A 17,693-nucleotide genomic window follows, 5' to 3' on the forward strand; every position below is an offset into this window, starting at 1 on the left:
TGCACCCGGGAGGGTGTGGGAGAGTAGGTCACCGCCGGACATCTTTTGAAAGTGAAGGGCTCCACCATGACGGTGGAGCCCTTCACCCATTTAAGCGGCGAACGAGGTAGGTCGACCCCGTCCGATGGCCGGAGCGGTGATCCGCCGTCGTTAGTGGTATCACAGCCCAGTCAGCCGGCGGCGTTGGCGGTCTGCACTAGACTGGTCTGGTGGCACATGACGTGTTGCATCCTGATCAATAGATCAACAAACCACCAGATAAATAGAGATGGCGGCTGAAGGCTCCTTTGAGGGGTGCCAGGCCCGCACTGAGAGGAGCTCCGGCATGGCTGATTTCCGTGGTCGTGGGGAACGAGACGACAAGGGCGGTGCCGGACGAGGCAACTTCGGCGGCCGCTCAGGATCCGACAAACCTGCTGGACGTGGCGAGGGCCCACGCCGGGACAGCGAAGCACGCCGCCAAAGCGGCGCCCATCGCGGCACAAGCAACTCCGGTGGCGACCCGCGCGGCTTCCGGGCACGCGACGATCGCCGTGGCAGCAGCGGTGAAGGCGCAGCAGGCCGGGATCGATCCGGTTCTCGTCGTGAGTACACGGATCGTCCGCGTGAGGATCGCACTGATGGTCCTCGTCGCGAGTACGGTGATCGTCCTCGTCAGGACCGCACCGACGGACCGCGCCGGGAGTACACGGATCGTCCTCGTCAGGACCGCACTGACGGCCCCCGTCGTGAGTACACGGATCGTCCTCGTCAGGACCGCACTGACGGCCCCCGTCGTGAGTACACGGATCGTCCTCGTCAGGACCGCACTGACGGCCCCCGTCGTGAGTACACGGATCGTCCACGTCAGGACCGCGATGGCTCTCGTGGGGCTGAAGGTTATAAGCCGCGCCGCGAGTACGGTGACCGTCCGCGTCAGGACCGTACTGATGGTCCGCGTCGTGAGTACACGGATCGTCCACGTCAGGACCGCGATGGCTCTCGTGGGGCTGAAGGTTATAAGCCGCGCCGCGAGTACGGTGACCGTCCGCGTCAGGACCGTACTGATGGTCCTCGTCGTGAGTACACGGATCGTCCACGTCAGGACCGCGATGGCTCTCGTGGGGCTGAAGGTTATAAGCCGCGCCGCGAGTACGGTGACCGTCCGCGTCAGGACCGTACTGATGGTCCTCGTCGTGAGTACACGGATCGTCCACGTCAGGACCGCGATGGCTCTCGTGGGGCTGAAGGTTATAAGCCGCGCCGCGAGTACGGTGACCGTCCGCGTCAGGACCGCACTGATGGTCCTCGTCGTGAGTACACGGATCGTCCACGCCAAGACCGTGGCGGTTCCCGCGGCGCTGAGGGGTTCAAGCCGCGCGGCGATGGGGAAGAGCGCTTCGGCGAACGGAAGTATGGTTCTGACCGAGGCGATGGCCAGCCTCCGCTGAAGAATGCGCAGGATCTGCGCAGCTCTAACAGGGCTGATCGTCCCCGCTCACCCCAGATCGACGAGGACGTTACCGGACAGGAACTGGACCGCGTCATCCGTGCACAGCTGCGAACGCTGGAATCAAAGAGCGCAGAGTGGGTTGCCAAGCACCTGGTGATGGCCGCGCGGCTGATGGACGAGGATCCCGAGCTTGCATTCCAGCACGCCCTGGCTGCCAGCCGCCGTGGCGGCCGGATGGCGCCGGTCCGCGAAGCTGTTGGATTGACTGCCTATGCTGCCGGCCATTACGGTGAGGCCCTGCGGGAGTTCCGTACCTACCGGCGCATCAGCGGCTCCAATGCGCACCTGCCCGTGATGGCGGACTGTGAGCGCGGGCTTGGCCGCCCTGACCGCGCCCTCGAGATGATCCGTTCCGAGGACGCCACGGACCTGGACGCTGCCGGCAAGGTGGAACTGGCGATCGTGGCGTCGGGCGCACGGATGGATCTGGAGCAGCATGACGCTGCTGTAGCCGCGCTCGAGATTCCGCAGCTCGACAAGAACCGGGCATTCTCATACAGCCCCAGATTGTTCCGGGCCTACGCCGACGCACTTGAGTCCGTGGACCGTGCCGAAGAAGCCGAGCAGTGGCGTCGCCAGGCGCGACTGGCGGAGAGCGCGTTGGGTGTAGGGGAGTTTGCCGAGCCTGAAATCTTTGATCTCGTTGATGAAGATGAGGAGCCGGAAGCCCGGCGTCCGCGCGACGTGTCCGACGGATACGAAGCGGTTCCGAACGAGGCAACAGGCGTCGCCGGACCAGCTGAAGAGGCTTCAGGCCTTGTGGAAGCCGATACTGCGGGCAGCGACGTAGGACAGCGGGTTTCCGAGGCAGCGCTTGAGGACGAAGACCTCCATGAAATCGAGGACCCGGCTACAGCGGAACAGGACGTCAAGCACCCCGGAGACGAAGACTGAACCGATGTTGATTGACGGTTATGACGCTCTGCTCTGCGACTTGGACGGGGTGGTTTACGCTGGTGCCGGTGCCATAGAAGGAGCGACTGAGGCTCTCGACAGGTTGCCGGCTGCCGGCGTCAAACTGGGCTACATCACCAACAACGCGTCCCGTTCCTCCGAACAGGTCGCGGCCCACCTTCGCGAACTGGGCGCGCCGGCGCGGGCCGACCAAGTATTTGGCTCCGCGCGTGCCGGCGCCGCTCTGCTGGCAAAGCATGTGCCGCCGGGAGCCAAGGTTCTGGTGACCGGGAGCCGTACATTGGTCCAGGAAGTCGAAGCTCTGGGTTTTGTCCTGGTGGACTCTGCCGACCAGCGGCCCGACGCTGTCATCCAGGGGTTTGATCCTGCGGTGAGCTGGCTGGATCTGGCCGAGGCATCGTACGCGATAGCAGCTGGTGCCTTCTGGGTAGCCACCAATACGGACCTGACGATTCCCCGCGCCGAGGGGATAGCACCGGGAAACGGTTCGTTGGTGGCTGCTGTCCAAACAGCCACTGGGGCGACGCCGCTGGTGGCAGGTAAGCCTGAGGCGGCTCTCTTTACGACGGCGGCGCAAAGCCTCCAGGCGGAGACACCGCTTGTCGTCGGAGACCGTCTGGACACCGACATCCTTGGCGGCAACAACGCAGGCATGGATACGGCCGCGGTACTGACCGGCGTCGATACCCTGGAAACGATCCTCGCCGCACGGACAGCCGAAAGGCCGCGGTACCTGCTGGCCAACCTGGGCGATCTGTACCAGCCGTATCCGCAGGTAACTTCTGCCGATGGAATTTTCACCTGCGGCAGCTCGAGCGCTACGGTCGAGAACGGCGTTGTCCGCTATAGCGGTGACCGCAACGACCTCGACACTTGGCGGGCCGCCTGCTCCGCATGGTGGAACGCCCACCCCGAAGCGGCAGTCCCGTTCATGCCGGAGCTGGCCGCGCACGCGTCGATAGACTGAAGCAGGCCCGGCGAACAACCCTTGATGGTGGAAGGAACTGACCGATGGATCCGATGACTGACCCGATCACTTCCGCTGGACAGCCGTCGCAGGGATCAGCCGTTACACAGTGGCCGGTCTCCGTTGCGTCCACCGAGGACGAGAGCGTGGATGAAATCATCGAGCCGTTGACTTCGCTGCCGCAAGTTCCGGTAACCGAACATGCTGCCGTCTTTACCTACATGCATGACGGCCTGCTGGCTGATCTGGATGCTGGAGCGGACTGAGGCAGGAATGAAGAGACTGGATCAGGAGCTGGTAGCCCGCGGACTGGCAAGGTCCCGGACCCATGCCGCAAAGCTGATCTCCGCCGGCTTGGTGAGCCGCGAGGGGACTGTTGTACGGAAGGTCTCCGCCGCTGTGGGAGCCGATGACAAGCTGGAGGTGGAGACCGGGGGCGAACCCGAATACGTCAGCCGGGCCGGACATAAACTGGCCGGCGCGCTCCGTGCCTTCCCGACGATAGACCCCGAAGGCCGCCGCTGCCTGGACGCCGGGGCGTCCACCGGCGGCTTCACCCAAGTGCTCCTTGAAGCCGGCGCGCGGGAGGTAGCCGCTGTCGACGTCGGCCATGGCCAGATGGTGCCACAACTGAGCGCCGATGAGCGGGTTCATCTCTTCGAGGGTGTGAACGCCCGGTATCTGGACAGTGCCGATATCGGCGGGCCGGCCTCACTGACGGTTGCGGATCTGTCCTTTATCTCGCTGAGCTTGGTGATGGCGGCCCTTAGCGCGGCCACTGAGCCCGACGGCGACATGGTCCTGATGGTGAAGCCCCAATTCGAGGTGGGACGTGAGTCGTTGGCGAGCACCGGCGTCGTCAGTTCGGAAGCCGAACGGCGGCGGGCCGTGGCAAAGGTGGTGCGCAGCGGGCTGGAGCACGGACTGCACTTCAAGGGGCTGGCCCGCAGTCCGCTGCCCGGCCAGGACGGTAATGTTGAATTCTTCCTGTGGATGAAGGTGCCCGCTATGCGCGCCCCGGCTAGGATCGGAACGGAGCTTGATGCCGCCGTCCGCAACGCGATGGAACAGTATCCGGAACCGCCGGATGCGGAACAGCCCAACGAACTACCGGGAGTAAACGCATGAGCAGACGGATTCTGGTTTTGGCCCACACCGGGCGCCACGACGCTCTGGCCGCCGCCCAGGAAACGTGTGCCCAGCTCCACGCCTCCGGGCTGGTTCCGGTGATGCGGCGCAAAGAGGCGGAGCACATCCGCCAGGTCTATTCCCACCTGGCGGCTCCCCTCGAGATCCTGGACGAGGACGTGAAGCTCAAGGACGTGGACCTTGGCATGGTGCTCGGTGGGGACGGTACCATCCTCCGCTCCGCCGAACTGGTCCGGGACTCGGATGTGCCCCTGCTGGGCGTCAACCTGGGCCACGTGGGCTTCCTGGCTGAAAGCGAACGCGCGGACCTTGCCCAGACCGTCCATTGGGTGGTGGAGCGCCAGTACACCGTTGAAGAACGGATGACCATCGACGTGCAGGTCTGGCTGGACAAGCGCAAGATCGGCCACACCTGGGCGCTGAACGAGGCCACCGTGGAAAAGGGGGACCGCCAGCGGATGGTTGAGGTCGTCGTCGAAGTCGACGCGCTGCCCATCAGCTCCTTCGGCTGTGACGGGGTGGTGATGGCCACGCCCACCGGTTCGACGGCGTATGCTTTCTCGGCCGGGGGACCGGTGGTCTGGCCCGAGGTGGAGGCCCTGCTGATGGTCCCGATCAGTGCGCATGCACTGTTTGCCAAGCCGCTGGTGGTGGCCCCGGACTCGGTCATGGCCGTGGAATTGCTGAACCGCACGGATGCCAATGGCGTGCTCTGGTGCGACGGCAGGCGCAGCCTCGATCTGCCGCCCGGTTCACGCGTCGAGGTTACCCGCTCGGACAAGCCGGTCCGGTTGGCCCGGACCAGGCGCACGCCCTTTGCCGAACGGCTGGTGCGCAAGTTCGAGTTGCCGACCAAGGGCTGGCGCGGTCCGATCAGCGCGGACGAGGCGCAGCCGCAGACGACGCCGCTGGATACCATCCGGACGGTCGAACCGCACCACACCCCGCCCGAGGAGGAGCGTCGATGATTGAGGAAATCAGAATCAGCAACCTCGGTGTCATTACCGATGCCGTGCTGCCGCTGGGCCCTGGGCTTTCCGTGGTCACGGGTGAAACCGGCGCCGGAAAGACCATGGTGGTGACCGCGCTGGGGTTGCTGCTGGGTGCACGTTCGGACGCCGGGGCGGTGCGCACCGGTGCTTCCTCCGCAGTCGCCGAAGCGGTGGTCCGGCTTGCCCCGGACAGTCCCGCCATCGCCCGCGCGCAGGATGCCGGTGCGGATATTGAAGAGTACGACGGCGAAGCAGAACTGATGCTGGCCCGTACCGTTAACGCTGACGGCCGCAGCCGGGCGCACGTCGGCGGCCGTTCGGCTCCGGTGGGTACCCTGGCTGAAATCGGTGAACAGCTGGTGGCGGTCCACGGCCAGTCGGAACAGCTGCGGCTGAAGAGCCAGAGCGCCCAGCGGGAAGCCCTGGACAAGTTCGGCGGGCCCAAGCTGGCCAAGGCGCTGGCGGCGTTCCGCCAGTCCTATGACCGTTGGCGGCAGGCGGCCGGGGAACTGCAGTCGCTGCGGACCGAGACCCGTGAACGGCTGCGCGAAGCGGAATCATTGCAGCTGGCCTTGGAAGAGATCGACGGCGTCGACCCTCAGCCCGGTGAAGACCTGGCGCTCAAGGCGGAGGCCACCAAGCTGGCCAACGTAGAGCAACTGCGCGCTGCGGCGCAGCTGGCGCACCAAGCGTTGATCGCGGAGGAATTCGCGGACGCCGGCGATGCCACATCGCTGGTGGACGCGGCCAAACGCTCGCTGGAGCAGGTCCAGGCGGATGACCCGGAACTGGGCAAGGCCGCGGGCCGGCTCGCAGAAGTCGGCTACATCCTGGCCGACGTTGCTGCCGATCTGGCCAGCTACTCCGCATCACTGGACAACGAAGGCCCCGAACGGCTGGCGGAGCTTGAGGCGCGCCGGGCCAGCCTCGCCGGACTCGTGCGCAAGTATGCGCCAAGCATCGACGAGGTGTTGGACTGGAGCGCAACCGCCCGCCAGCGCCTGGACGAGCTGACTGATGATTCCAGCCGCATAGAGGCGCTGGAAACGGAAATTGCGGCGCTCGAAACGGAACTCGCCGAAACCGCCGGCAAGATCACCGCCATGCGCGGCAAGGCCGGCGGCGAGCTCGGCCGCAAGGTGGGCAAGGAGCTGGCGGCACTGGCCATGCCGGACGCCGAACTGCACATCCAGCTCGAACCTGCCGAGGAGCTGGGACCACACGGGGCAGACAACATCGCCTTCCTGCTGAAACCGCACCCCGGAGCACCGCCGCGGCCGCTGGGCAAGGGTGCCTCCGGCGGCGAGCTCTCCCGGGTCATGCTTGCCATCGAAGTGGTGCTGGCCGCGGTTGATCCGGTACCGACGTTTGTCTTCGACGAAGTCGATTCCGGCGTCGGCGGCAAGGCGGCGGTGGAGATCGGGCGCCGGCTTGCGATGCTGGCCAAGTACGTCCAGGTCATTGTGGTTACGCACCTGCCGCAGGTTGCGGCCTTCGCCGACCAGCACATCCGCGTCTACAAAACCTCGGCCGCCGCGGCCAAGAATTCCGAAGGCGTTACGGCCAGCGACGTCACCTTGCTCACGGATGAAGAACGGGTGACGGAGTTGGCCCGGATGCTGGCCGGCCAGGAAGAATCCGAACTCGCCCGTGCCCATGCACAGGAACTGATCGAAGGGGCCAAAGGAAGCCGCTAAGCTGTACGATCGGCTGGAGGAAAAGACTCCCGGCGCCGCGGTATTGGCGGCGGGAAGCTGAGGCTGTGTCATCCAACACGAAAGGGTGGCCGTAACGGTTCTGGCAGTCGGAGCCGTTGGAAAGGTGATAGGCTCGAATTCCGTGGTGCAGCGAACTAATTCCCGGTTTTCCAAGTCGTCCAAGACGACCAAACATATCTTCGTCACCGGTGGCGTGGCGTCTTCTCTCGGGAAGGGTCTGACAGCTTCCAGCCTCGGACACCTGCTCCGGGCGCGTGGACTCTCCGTGACCATGCAGAAGCTGGATCCCTATCTGAACGTGGATCCAGGCACGATGAACCCATTCCAGCACGGCGAAGTCTTCGTGACCGACGACGGCGCCGAAACGGACCTGGACATCGGACACTACGAGCGCTTCCTGGACGAGAACCTGGACGGGCTGGCCAACGTGACAACAGGCCAGATCTACTCCACGGTCATCGCGAAGGAACGCCGCGGCGAGTACCTCGGGGACACCGTACAGGTCATTCCCCACATCACCGATGAAATCAAACGCCGGATGCGTCTGCCCGCCGAGGGCAAGAAGGCGCCGGACGTCATCATCACCGAAATCGGCGGCACCGTCGGCGACATCGAGTCCCAACCGTTCCTCGAATCCGCGCGCCAGGTCCGGCAGGACGTTGGGCGCAACAACGTCTTCTTCCTGCACGTCTCACTGGTGCCCTATATCGGCCCGTCCCAGGAACTGAAGACCAAGCCGACGCAGCACTCCGTGGCGGCGTTGCGCTCCATCGGCATCCAGCCGGATGCCATCGTGATCCGTTCGGACCGTGAAGTACCGGAGGCCATGCGGGAGAAGATCGGCCGCATGTGCGATGTTGACGTGGACGCCGTGATCGGCTGCCCGGACGCCCCGAGCATTTACGATATCCCGAAAACCCTGCATGCCCAGATGCTGGACGCATACATCGTCCAGCACCTGGACCTGAAGTTCAAGGACGTGAACTGGACCAAGTGGGACCGGTTGCTGGAGGCCGTCCACCATCCCAAGCACGAGATCGAGATCGCGCTGGTCGGGAAGTACATCGACCTGCCGGACGCCTACCTCTCCGTGACGGAGGCGCTGCGTGCCGGCGGCTTCGCCAACCAAACCAAGGTCAAGATCCGCTGGGTTCCCTCGGATGACTGTGCCACTGCGGAAGGTGCGGCCAGGTCGTTGGCCGGCGTCCACGCCATCTGCGTTCCCGGAGGCTTCGGCATCCGCGGCCTGGAGGGGAAACTGGGCGCGCTGAAATACGCCCGCGAACGCAAGCTGCCGACGCTGGGCCTGTGCCTGGGCCTGCAGTCCATGGTGATGGAATACGCCCGTAACGTGGTCGGGCTGGAGGACGCCTCGTCCACCGAATTCGACCCCGATACCAAGCATCCGGTGATCGCGACCATGGAAGAACAGCTGGACATCGTCGAGGGCAAGGGCGATCTTGGCGGCACCATGCGGCTGGGACTTTACGAGGCCGCGCTCAAGAGCGGCTCCGTGGTTGCCGAAACCTACGGCTCAACCAAGGTCAGCGAACGCCACCGCCACCGCTATGAGGTGAACAACAAGTACCGGGAGCAGCTGGAAGCGGCGGGCCTCGTGTTCTCCGGAACGTCGCCGGACGGCAAGCTGGTGGAATTCGTCGAGCTGCCCAAGAAGGTGCACCCGTACTACGTGTCGACCCAGGCGCACCCGGAACTGAGCTCCCGTCCGACCCGGCCGCATCCGCTGTTCGCCGGCCTGGTTGCCGCGGCGCTCAACCACGGCAAGCCGGTCCCGAAAGCCGGAGCATAGCCATGTCCGCTGCCGGTCCGAAGGTGTTTGCCGACCAGCCTGATCCTCGCACGCTTGTTGCTTCCGAGACGCTGTACGAGGGCCGGATCTGGAATGTCGTCAGCGATACCTTCAGCCTCACCGGCGATGCCGAGGATGTCCTGGTCCGCGACTACATTGCCCACCCGGGTGCGGTAGCCGTTGTGGCCATGGACAACCGCGGCCGCATCCTGCTTCTGAAGCAGTACCGGCAGCCGGTCCGGATGTCCCTGTGGGAGATCCCGGCCGGCCTGCTGGACGTCGAGGGCGAGGACTTTGTGGTTGCGGCTGCCCGGGAGCTGGCTGAGGAAGCGGATCTCGCTGCCGGACGTTGGGACGTGCTGGTGGATTTCTTCAACTCGCCGGGCTCGTCAAGCGAAGCCATCCGCATCTACCTGGCCAGAAACCTGACGGAAGTTCCCGAAGCGGATCTGCACACGCGGACGGACGAAGAAGCAGAAATCGAGCACCTGTGGGTGGACCTTGACGAGGCCGTCCAGGCTGTCATGGCAGGCCGTCTGCACAACCCATCGGCCGTGGCCGGCGTGCTGGCCGCCGCCGAAGCGTCCCGGCACGGGTTTGAAGGACTGCGTCCGGCCGACGCACCTTGGCCGGAACATCCCTCACAGCGGAACCACCCGGCGCCGGCCGCCGGAACGGGGCAGTGAGCTTGCATGGCCGGAAGCGTGCAGGCCGCCACCACGGCCGGTGATCTAGGGGCGACGGCGCTGGGCAGGGCTATATCGGACTACCTGCAGCACATGGCTGTCGAACGCGGGATGGCGGCCAATACCGTGGCAGCCTACCGTCGGGACCTGAAGCGGTACCAGCACTTCCTGGAACAGCGGCTGGTCGATGACCCGGCGAAAATCACCCGGCATGACGTCACCGCGTTCGCGCAGGTTCTCTCCGACGGATCGGATGGTGCGTCGGCACTGAGCGTCCGTTCCGCGGCACGGACCATCGTCGCGGTGCGTGGCCTGCACAAGTTCTGGAGCCTGGAGGGGATCAGCGCCACGGACCCGGCCACCGACGTCCACCCGCCAATGCCGGGCAAACGCCTCCCCAAAGCCATCTCGGTCGGCGAAGTCACCCGGATCCTGGAAGCGGTCAGCACCGAAACCCCCACCGGCCAGCGAGACCGCGCGCTGCTCGAATTCCTCTACTCAACCGGGGCTCGGATCAGCGAGGCCGTCGGGCTCGACGTCGATGACGTGAGTGTCGAAACCATCGACGAGGGACCCGCCGTCGTACGTCTGCTGGGCAAGGGGTCGAAGGAGCGGCTGGTCCCGCTGGGGTCCTTCGCTGCCAAAGCCATTGACGACTATCTGGTCCGCGCCCGGCCGGGCATTGCCGCCAAAGGCCGCGGCACGCCTGCGCTCTTCCTGAACGCCCGTGGCGGACGGCTGAGCCGCCAGAGCGCCTGGACCATCCTGAAGACGGCGGCCGAGAAGGCCGCCATTGGCCGGGACGTCTCACCGCACACGCTGCGGCATTCGTTTGCGACCCACCTGCTTGAAGGCGGCGCGGACGTGCGCGTGGTGCAGGAGCTGCTGGGGCATGCTTCGGTCACCACCACACAGGTGTACACCCTGGTCAGTGCAGACACATTGCGCGAAGTCTATGCTGCGGCCCATCCCCGCGCCCTGGGCTAGCAAGTTCGGGCTGCACTGGAGGGAGGATAGACTCGGCTCATGACTGAAGTGGCCGTGGCTCTGTGCTTCCTAGTGCAGGAAAAGGACGGCGGACTTGCGGTCCTGCTGGGCCACAAGAAGTCCGGCTTCGGTACCGGAAAGGTCGTCGGTGTCGGCGGAAAACTCGAGCCGGGGGAGACAGCACCGGAGGCTGCCTGCCGCGAAGTCATGGAAGAGACGGGCGTGACGGTCCGGCAGGAGGACCTGGAACCTGCAGGACGGATCCTGTTCGACTTTCCGTCACAGCCGCTCTGGAACATGGATGCAGCGCTTTTTGTCGCGCGCCGCTGGTCCGGCGAACCGGCAGAGTCCGAGGAGATAGCGCCGGAATGGTTCGGGCTGGACGCGCTGCCGCTGGGACTCATGTGGCACGACGCCGGCACGTGGCTGCCCATGGCACTCACTGGCGGGATGCCCAACTTCCGCATCGTGCTCAACGACGACAATGAAACCGCGGCCAGATTCGACCCCCTGGAACCCCTTCCTTAAAGCTCAGCGCTCTGCCGTAGACGCCGCTCAGAGGCCCGCAACGCAGGATGCCCGCCGGAAGTACGGCGGGCATCCTCCTTGCGGGTGTTATCGGTCAGAGCGAACGCTGGTCCGGTCCGTTGTACTCGCTCAGCGGACGGATCAGTGAGTTTGCTTCGCGCTGTTCCATGATGTGTGCTGTCCAGCCGGTGATGCGGGCGGCGACGAACAGCGGAGTGAACGTCTGCGTGTCGAAGCCCATCAGGTGGTACGTCGGTCCGGCCGGATAGTCCAGGTTCGGCTTGATGTTCTTCTTCTCGGCCATGGCCGATTCCAGCGCCGTGTACAGTTCGGCCAGGTCCGGCCGGTCGTAGTAGGCGATCATCTTGTCCAGGGCGGCCTTCATGGTCGGGACGCGGGAATCGCCCTTCTTGTAGACACGGTGTCCGAACCCCATGATCTTCTTCTTGGTGGCCAGGGCATCCTCCAGCCACGCCTGCGCGCGCCGGGTGATGTCGCCGCCTTCGGTGCCGATCTCTTCAAAGGTGTCCATGACGGCCTCATTGGCGCCGCCGTGGAGCGGGCCCTTGAGGGCCCCGATGGCCCCGGTAACCGCGGAATGAAGATCAGCCAGGGTCGAGGTGATGACGCGCGCCGTGAAGGTCGAGGCGTTGAACGAGTGCTCGGCGTAGAGAATCATCGAGACGTTGAAGGCTTCGATCACCTCGGGGGCGGCTTCCTCGCCGAAGGTCATGTAGAGGAAGTTGGCCGAGTAGTCCAGATCCTCGCGGGGCTCGACGACGTCCTGGCCGCGCCGGCGGCGCTGGTCGTAGGCGACAACGGCGGGGAACGCGGCGAAGAGGTCCTTGGCCTTGGCCAGGTTCGCTTCCGGCGACGAGTCCTCCGAGCGCGGATGCCTTGCCCCGATGACGCTCGCCGCAGTCCGGCACACGTCCATGGGGTGGGACGATGTCGGCAGCGTATCGATGACGGACTTGACCACCGGGTCCAGCGCCCGCCCGGAGCGCTCGTGGGCGGTAAATTCAGCCAGCTCCGCGTTGGTAGGAAGTTCGCCGTGCCAGAGCAGATAGGCAACCTGCTCGAAACTGCACTGGGCTGCCAGATCCTGGACCGGGTAACCGCGGTAGAGGAGGGAATTTGTGTCCGCGTTGACTTTGGAAATGCGGGTGGTGTCGGCGACCACGCCGGCAAGTCCCTTATGTATCTGCGGTGCTTCTGTGGTTGCTTCGCTGGTCATAGCGACTCCTTTATCAAGACAGCGATGCCGTCAGTGTTGTCCGGGTACCTGGAAGTTGAAGACCGAGGTGTCGAAGTGGTTATAAGCTTCATAATCCACCAATTCGTACAAACGTGCACGGGTCAGCATGTTTTCCACGTCGGTTTGCTGCGAACCCTTGGCCTTGATGGTGTCCAAAGTACGTTCCGCGGCACCCATGGCGCTGCGCAGCAGCGTTACCGGATAGATGACAATGTTGACGCCGGCAGAGGCCAGTTGCTCGGTGGTGAACAGCTCGCTCTTGCCGAACTCGGTCATATTTGCCAGCACCGGTACGTCCACCGCGTCGCGGATAGCCTGGAACTCCTCCAGGCTGCGCATTGCTTCCGGGAAGATGGCGTCGGCACCCGCATCCACCAGCGCCTTGGCACGATCCTGCGCTGCCTCGATGCCGTCCACGGCCCGGATATCGGTCCGGGCCATGATCAGGAAGTTGGGATCGCGGCGGGCATCGGCGGCGGCCCGGATGCGCTTGGTGGCCGTGTCCAGATCCACCACGTTCTTGCCGTCCAGGTGGCCGCAGCGCTTCGGATTGAACTGGTCCTCGATATGGCAGCCGGCCAGCCCGGCGTTTTCGAGTTCCTGGATGCTGCGGGCCACGTTCATGGGCTCGCCGAAGCCGGTGTCGGCGTCGACGATGGCAGGCAACTCGGTCATCCGCGCGATCTGACCTGCCCGGGTAGCCACTTCGGTCAGCGTGGTCAGCCCGATGTCCGGCAGGCCCAGGTCATTGGCCAGCACGGCGCCCGAAATATAGACACCGTTGAAGCCCTTCTCTTCGATCAGGCGAGCCGACAGCGGGTTGAAGGCACCCGGAAACTGCTGGATGGTGCCTGAGGCCAGGCCTTCGCGCAGCGCTACGCGCTTCTGCTCGGGGGTGGTTTTGGCGTAGAGCATTTAGAAAATCCCCTTCGGTCCGGCGCTCAGGTCGATCACGCCGTCGGCCGCAGCAATGTTGAGCTGGTCCAGCTCGCCCGCGCCAAGTTCAGGCAGACGTTCGACGGCGGCGAGGAACCTATCGATCTCGGCCTCCTCGACCAGGCGGTTGCCGTTCTGACCGGCAGCCAGTGTGCGCAGTTTATTGATGTACTGCTCGCGGGCGAACGGGCGGGCACCCAACGGGTGGGCGTCGGCAACGGCAATCTCATCCACAATGGTGCTGCCGTCCTTGAGCGTGATCTCCACGCGGCCACCGAAGGCCTTTTCGCTGATGTCCAGCGAATGGTAGCGGCGGGTCCATTCCTGGTCTTCTTCCGTAGTCACCTTGTGCCAGAGGTCCACGGTGTCGGAACGGCCGGCGCGTTCCGGGCTGTAGGAATCGACGTGATGCCAATTTCCGTCCTGCAGGGCGACGGTGAAGATGTACGGGATGGAGTGGTCCAGCGTTTCCCGCGAGGCGCTCGGATCGTACTTCTGCGGGTCGTTCGCACCGGAGCCAATGACATAGTGCGTGTGGTGCGAGGTGTGGATGACGATCTTGTCCACGTTCGCCGGGTCCGTGGCTTCCGGGTGCTCAGTGTGCAGCTTGCGGGCCAGGTCGATCAAGGCCTGCGCCTGGTATTCGGCCGAGTGCTCCTTGGTGTAGGTATCGAGGATGGCTCGCTTGGCTTCCCCGTCGGCGGGCAGCGGCACCTCGTAGGCGGCCTCCGGACCGTCGAGCATCCAGGCAATCACACCGTCTTCGCCTTCGTAGATCGGCACCGGCGAGGTCTGCCCGCGCATGGCCCGGTCAACGGCTTCCACTGCCATCTTGCCGGCGAAGGCCGGTGCGTGGGCCTTCCACGTGGAAATCTCGCCCTTGCGGGACTGGCGGGTCGCCGTCGTCGTATGCAGTGCCTGGCCCACAGCCTGGAAGATGGTTTCGACGTCGAGACCCAGCAGGGTGCCGATGCCGGCTGCGGCGGACGGGCCGAGATGGGCGACGTGGTCTATCTTGTGCTTGTGCAGGCAGATGGCCTTCACCAGATCCACCTGGATTTCGTAGCCGGTGGCGATCCCGCGCACGAGGTCGCGTCCGTTGGCACCGGTGTGCTGTGCGACGGCGAGAATGGGCGGAATGTTATCGCCCGGGTGGGAGTACTCGGCGGCGAGGAAGGTGTCGTGGTAGTCCAGTTCGCGCACGGCGACGCCGTTGGCCCAGGCTGCCCACTCCGGCGAGGTCTTGCCGGCCACGCCGTAGATCCCTGCTCCGTTGCCGTTCACCGAGACCGGATGGCTCAGGGCCTGGGAACGGGCAGCAACGATCGGGCCGCGGTTCAGCGAGGCAACAGCCACGGAGGCGTTGTCGATGATGCGGTTGATGACCATATCGGTCACGTCGTCGCTGACTTCCACCGGATCGACGGCGACCTTGGCGATCTTGTAGGCAAGCTGGTCTTGCCGCGGAAGGTTCTCTTCACTGCGGTGGACACGGACTTTATGGTTGACGGTCATGAGGCTGTCCTCTCGGCTGACGGTTGGGTGGTTTTGAGATGTTCAAGGCTTTGGTACAGATGTACTGCGGTGGCCGCGGCAGCGAGCTGCCCGTCCCCGGCGGCGATGGCCCCGGCGATGTTGGCGTGCTCAGTGGCTGCTGCCAGCAGGCGTTCGGGATTGTCCTTGGCCAGCCGGCGGATCCGAACCAGATGCACCCGCAGGTTTTTCAGGGCCTGCAGCAGGTAGGCGTTGCCGATGGCTTCGTCAATGGCCCGGTCCAGCCGGCCCACGAGTGCGTAGTAGTCATGGCGGGCCGGATCATCCCCGCGCAGCAGCTGGGCCGCCGAGGCGAACTCCTGCTGCAGGCGATTGAAGACGGCAGGATCCCCACGCCGTGCCGCCAGGGACGCGGCCTGGCACTCCAGTGCGGTGCGGAGTTCGAAGAGTTCGGCAGCGGTATCCAGCGAGATGGCTGTGACGACGACGCCGCGGCCGCTGTGCGGGGCAGCCAGGCCTTCGGCAGTCAGCCGTCCCAGCGCTTCACGCAGGGGAGTGCGGGAGACCCCGAGCCGCTCGGCCTGTTCCACTTCGCCGAGGACAGTGCCCGGCGGCAGCCGCCACTCCACGATGTCTTCGCGCAAGGCCCAATAGGCACGTTCGCTGGCACGCATTGGCACCTCCCGTTCTGCAGGTCGTGGTGAATTCGACTACAGCACCAGTGTATACACAGCAGGGCGGGAATCAAGGGATGATGGGGATTTCTTGGTGAATCAACGCAAAAATGTATACAGAGGTCTTGTTTGCCGCCGGTTTAGGCCGATAGTATGGCGAGCATCACAACGAAGCTTCGAAAGGGATCAGCGTGGACAGTTACCGCACTATGTACGAGGCCAGTTGCGATGAGCCGGAGAAGTTCTGGCTGGATGCAGCCTCGGCCATCCAGTGGGACCAGGCCCCTGCCCAAGCTCTCGACGACGGCAACCCGCCGATCTACCGCTGGTTTCCGGACGGCGAGCTCAACACCAGCGTCAACGCCCTGGACCGCCATGTTGCCGCCGGCCGCGGCGGGGATACCGCCCTGATCTATGATTCGGCGATGCTGGGGCTGCAGCGCAGCTACACCTACCAGGAAATGCTGTCCGAGGTAGAGCGCTTTGCGGGGGTGCTGCGCGGCCGGGGAGTGGGGCGCGGTGACCGGGTCATCATCTACATGCCCATGATTCCCGAGGCCGCCGTGGCCATGCTGGCGGTAGCCCGGCTCGGTGCGATCCATTCAGTGGTGTTCGGCGGATTTGCGGCACAGGAACTCGCCGCCCGGATTGATGATGCACGCCCCTCGGCCATTGTGACCACCAGCGGCGGAATCGAACCGTCGCGCCGGATCGAGTACCTGCCGGCGGTCGCCGAGGCCATCGCGTTGGCAGATCACACCGTTGCCGATGTGATCGTCAAGGCACGGGAAGGTTTCCAACACGGCGTCGAGGACTTCATGGCCGCCGGCACCGTATGGCATGACTGGGATGCGCTGGCGGCAACAGCCGAGCCGGCCGGGCCGGTATCCGTCAAGGCGACCGATCCGCTCTACATTCTCTATACCTCCGGCACCACCGGGGCACCAAAGGGCGTGGTGCGGGACAACGGCTCCCATGCGGTGGCCATGGCGTGGTCGATGAAGAACATCTACAACGTTGGCCCAGGCGACGTCATGTGGACCGCTTCCGACGTCGGGTGGGTGGTGGGGCACTCCTACATCGTTTATGGACCCCTGATCGCCGGGGCCACCACAGTGCTGTACGAAGGCAAGCCGGTAGGTACCCCGGATGCCGGCGCATTCTGGCGCGTGGTCCAGGACCATCGTGTGGATGTTCTCTTTACCGCCCCCACTGCGCTGCGGGCCATCCGGAAGGCCGATCCGGCCGCGGAGCGGGTCAAGGACTATGACATCTCCTCCCTGCGGACGCTGTTTGCGGCGGGGGAGCGGTTGGATCCGGAGACCTACGAGTGGATTTCGGCTGCCCTGCAGGTGCCGGTGATCGACCACTGGTGGCAGACGGAGACCGGCTGGGCGATCGCCGCGAATCCGCTCGGCGTGGAGCAGCTCCCGGTCAAGGCGGGATCGCCCACCGTGCCGGTGCCGGGGTACCGGCTGGAAATCGTCGACGCCGGCGGGCAGCCGGTGCCGCCCGGCACTGAAGGCAACATCGTGCTGCGGCTGCCGCTGCCGCCGGGAACCCTGACAACGCTGTGGGGCAACGACGAGCGGTACATCCGGTCCTACCTGGACATCTTCGACGGGTACTACACGACGGGGGACTCAGGCTATCTGGACGAGGATGGCTATCTGTTCGTGATGGGCCGCACCGACGACGTCATCAACGTCTCCGGCCACCGGCTTTCCACCGGGGCCATGGAACAGGCCGTGGCGCGGCACCCGGTGGTGGCCGAATGCGCCGTTGTCGGTATCGCGGATGACCTCAAGGGGCAGCGTCCCAGCGGGTTTGTGGTGCTCAAAGCCGGCAGCGAGATGGAGCAGGACCAGCTTCAACGGGAACTGGTGGACCTGGTGCGCTCGCAGATCGGGCCGGTGGCGGACTTCAAGGAGGTACGGATCGTGGCCGCACTTCCGAAGACGCGGTCAGGCAAGATCCTGCGCAAAACCATGCGGCAGATCGCCGACGGCGAGGCGTACACGGTGCCCTCCACCATCGAGGATCCGCTGGTGATTGACGACCTGGTGCGCCTGCTGCGTTCCTAGCCC

General features: G+C 65.0%; 16 protein-coding genes. 12 read left to right on the top strand and 4 right to left on the bottom strand.

The window, feature by feature from the left end; genetic code table 11:
* The first annotated feature begins 338 nt into the window (after nucleotides 1-338).
* The 11 genes from B0G38_RS11885 to B0G38_RS11935 all read left to right on the top strand — a co-directional run bounded on the left by B0G38_RS11885 (nucleotide 339) and on the right by B0G38_RS11935 (nucleotide 11,244).
* On the top strand, nucleotides 339-1,430 hold the full coding sequence (locus B0G38_RS11885) for a hypothetical protein (RefSeq protein WP_264669659.1): 1,092 nt from the start codon (nucleotides 339-341) through the stop codon (nucleotides 1,428-1,430).
* Between the two features lie 158 nt (nucleotides 1,431-1,588).
* Nucleotides 1,589-2,386, top strand: a complete 798-nt coding sequence (locus tag B0G38_RS11890) for a tetratricopeptide repeat protein (protein ID WP_264669660.1) — start codon at nucleotides 1,589-1,591, stop codon at nucleotides 2,384-2,386.
* Nucleotides 2,387-2,390: 4 nt separating this feature from the next.
* A complete protein-coding gene (locus B0G38_RS11895; RefSeq protein WP_264669661.1) occupies nucleotides 2,391-3,374 on the top strand; it encodes an HAD-IIA family hydrolase in 984 nt (327 codons plus the stop codon).
* A gap of 44 nt (nucleotides 3,375-3,418) precedes the next feature.
* Nucleotides 3,419-3,640 (top strand): hypothetical protein, encoded by a 222-nt coding sequence (locus B0G38_RS11900; protein ID WP_264669662.1) that lies wholly within the window; start codon nucleotides 3,419-3,421, stop codon nucleotides 3,638-3,640.
* A gap of 7 nt (nucleotides 3,641-3,647) precedes the next feature.
* Nucleotides 3,648-4,502: a TlyA family RNA methyltransferase gene (locus B0G38_RS11905; RefSeq protein ID WP_264669663.1), complete on the top strand. Its 855-nt coding sequence runs from the start codon at nucleotides 3,648-3,650 to the stop codon at nucleotides 4,500-4,502.
* The gene (locus B0G38_RS11910; RefSeq protein WP_169994472.1) at nucleotides 4,499-5,491 is read left to right on the top strand and encodes an NAD kinase; all 993 of its coding nucleotides are present in this window, start codon (nucleotides 4,499-4,501) and stop codon (nucleotides 5,489-5,491) included. The genes B0G38_RS11905 and B0G38_RS11910 overlap by 4 nt, the downstream gene beginning before the upstream one ends.
* A complete protein-coding gene (recN, locus tag B0G38_RS11915) occupies nucleotides 5,488-7,212 on the top strand; it encodes a DNA repair protein RecN (RefSeq protein ID WP_264669664.1) in 1,725 nt (574 codons plus the stop codon). Before B0G38_RS11910 ends, recN begins: the two co-directional genes overlap by 4 nt.
* A gap of 124 nt (nucleotides 7,213-7,336) precedes the next feature.
* Nucleotides 7,337-9,043, top strand: a complete 1,707-nt coding sequence (locus B0G38_RS11920) for a CTP synthase (protein ID WP_319801244.1) — start codon at nucleotides 7,337-7,339, stop codon at nucleotides 9,041-9,043.
* A 2-nt stretch (nucleotides 9,044-9,045) separates the two neighbouring features.
* The gene (locus tag B0G38_RS11925; protein ID WP_264669666.1) at nucleotides 9,046-9,729 is read left to right on the top strand and encodes an NUDIX domain-containing protein; all 684 of its coding nucleotides are present in this window, start codon (nucleotides 9,046-9,048) and stop codon (nucleotides 9,727-9,729) included.
* Between the two features lie 6 nt (nucleotides 9,730-9,735).
* Nucleotides 9,736-10,716: a site-specific tyrosine recombinase XerD gene (xerD, locus tag B0G38_RS11930; protein ID WP_264669667.1), complete on the top strand. Its 981-nt coding sequence runs from the start codon at nucleotides 9,736-9,738 to the stop codon at nucleotides 10,714-10,716.
* A 39-nt stretch (nucleotides 10,717-10,755) separates the two neighbouring features.
* Nucleotides 10,756-11,244 carry an 8-oxo-dGTP diphosphatase gene (locus tag B0G38_RS11935; protein ID WP_264669668.1) on the top strand — a complete coding sequence of 163 codons (489 nt, stop codon included), beginning with the start codon at nucleotides 10,756-10,758 and terminating at the stop codon, nucleotides 11,242-11,244.
* A gap of 94 nt (nucleotides 11,245-11,338) precedes the next feature.
* On the opposite strand, the gene B0G38_RS11940 is transcribed toward B0G38_RS11935, so the two are convergent.
* The 4 genes from B0G38_RS11940 to B0G38_RS11955 are packed head-to-tail and all read right to left on the bottom strand — an operon-like array spanning nucleotide 11,339 to nucleotide 15,606.
* Nucleotides 11,339-12,481, bottom strand: coding sequence for a bifunctional 2-methylcitrate synthase/citrate synthase (locus B0G38_RS11940; RefSeq protein ID WP_169994484.1), 1,143 nt, complete (start codon nucleotides 12,479-12,481; stop codon nucleotides 11,339-11,341).
* 30 nt (nucleotides 12,482-12,511) lie between these two features.
* Nucleotides 12,512-13,417 carry a methylisocitrate lyase gene (prpB, locus tag B0G38_RS11945; RefSeq protein ID WP_264669669.1) on the bottom strand — a complete coding sequence of 302 codons (906 nt, stop codon included), beginning with the start codon at nucleotides 13,415-13,417 and terminating at the stop codon, nucleotides 12,512-12,514.
* Entirely contained in the window at nucleotides 13,418-14,953 is a 1,536-nt protein-coding gene (locus B0G38_RS11950) for an MmgE/PrpD family protein (protein ID WP_264669670.1), read from the bottom strand.
* Nucleotides 14,950-15,606 (bottom strand): GntR family transcriptional regulator, encoded by a 657-nt coding sequence (locus B0G38_RS11955; protein WP_264669671.1) that lies wholly within the window; start codon nucleotides 15,604-15,606, stop codon nucleotides 14,950-14,952. Before B0G38_RS11955 ends, B0G38_RS11950 begins: the two co-directional genes overlap by 4 nt.
* A 209-nt stretch (nucleotides 15,607-15,815) precedes the next feature.
* On the opposite strand from B0G38_RS11955, the gene B0G38_RS11960 reads away from it, so the two are divergent.
* Entirely contained in the window at nucleotides 15,816-17,690 is a 1,875-nt protein-coding gene (locus B0G38_RS11960; RefSeq protein ID WP_413542063.1) for an acetate--CoA ligase, read from the top strand.
* Nucleotides 17,691-17,693 lie beyond the last annotated feature (3 nt).

This window comes from Crystallibacter permensis (genome assembly GCF_025960875.1).
Taxonomy (GTDB): Bacteria; Actinomycetota; Actinomycetes; order Actinomycetales; family Micrococcaceae; genus Crystallibacter; species Crystallibacter permensis.